Raw genomic sequence first — 1,078 nt, 5'->3', positions numbered from 1 at the left:
CGCCCGTCCGAACAAGGTCAGCGCGGCGGCCAAGGCCGCCCTGCTGGAGCTGATCGACGAGGCGCTCGAGGGCTGACCGCCCGCCCCATCCGGCGGCCCCCGCACCCTCGTGGTGCGGGGGCCGTCGTGCGTTCGCCTGCCTCGCTCCCCTGCGGCCTGCTCTGCTCCCGCGTCCCGGGGAGCGAAGCGAGGTGCAGGGGAGCGAAGTCGCCTGTGGACGGCGCCGGTGGCCGACGCACCGCCTGCCGCAGGCTTCCCGCATGTCGCCAGAGCTGCAGGCCCGAGCTGCTCGCCAGGGTGGGGTCTTCTCCGCCGAGGACGCCCGTGTCTGTGGTTACACCACCGGAGAGGTCGAACGACACCGGGCCAGCGGAGCGTGGCCTGGCCTGCGGGCCGGCGTCTACACCGACCGGGGCACATGGCAGTCGGCGACGCCAGAGGGCCGACACCGACTGCACGTGGCGGCTGCGCTCCTTGCTCTGGGGCAGGGCGCTCACGCCAGCCATGGGTCGGCCGCGGTGCTGCACCAGCTGAGCCTGCTCCGCGTACCCGAGGTGATCCAGGTCTCGGTGCCGACCGGCCCGACGCGCCGACGAGCCGGCGTCCACGTCCGCGTGGCGGGGCTGCCCGCCGGTCACCGGATGCGGACCCCGGACGGGCTCGCCTGCACCACTCTGGGGCGCACCGTCGTGGACCTGGCCCGCACCGCACCGTTCAAGGACGCGGTAGTGGCCGCGGACAGCGCGCTGCACAGCGGCAGGGTGACCGTTCCCGAGCTGTCGGGCCACCTCGAGGAGCAGTGGGGCTGGCCTGGATCGCGACGCGCCCAGCGCGTGCTGACCTTCGCCGAGTCCCGCACGGAGTCACCGGGCGAGTCCCTGACGAGGGTGCTGTTGACCGAGCTCGGCTACGCCGTCGTCGAGCCACAGGCCGTCGTCCGCGGCCTGTCCGGCCGGGCGTACCGCGTCGACTTCCTGCTCGGCCGGGTGGTCGTCGAGTTCGACGGCAAGGTGAAGTACGCCGACGAGTCGATGCGGGGGACGCGCACGCCGACGGAGGTCGTGCTGGCGGAGAAGCG

At 73.9% G+C, this 1,078-nt stretch carries 1 protein-coding gene; it reads left to right on the top strand.

The window, feature by feature from the left end; genetic code table 11:
- Nucleotides 1-458 precede the first annotated feature (458 nt).
- Nucleotides 459-1,078, top strand: a 620-nt coding sequence (locus G9H71_RS22810; RefSeq protein WP_166285023.1) for a hypothetical protein, incomplete at its 3' end; no start/stop codon positions are given.

This window comes from Motilibacter deserti (genome assembly GCF_011250635.1).
Lineage (GTDB): Bacteria > Actinomycetota > Actinomycetes > Motilibacterales > Motilibacteraceae > Motilibacter_A > Motilibacter_A deserti.
This window is presented reverse-complemented; position numbering and strand designations above follow the sequence as displayed.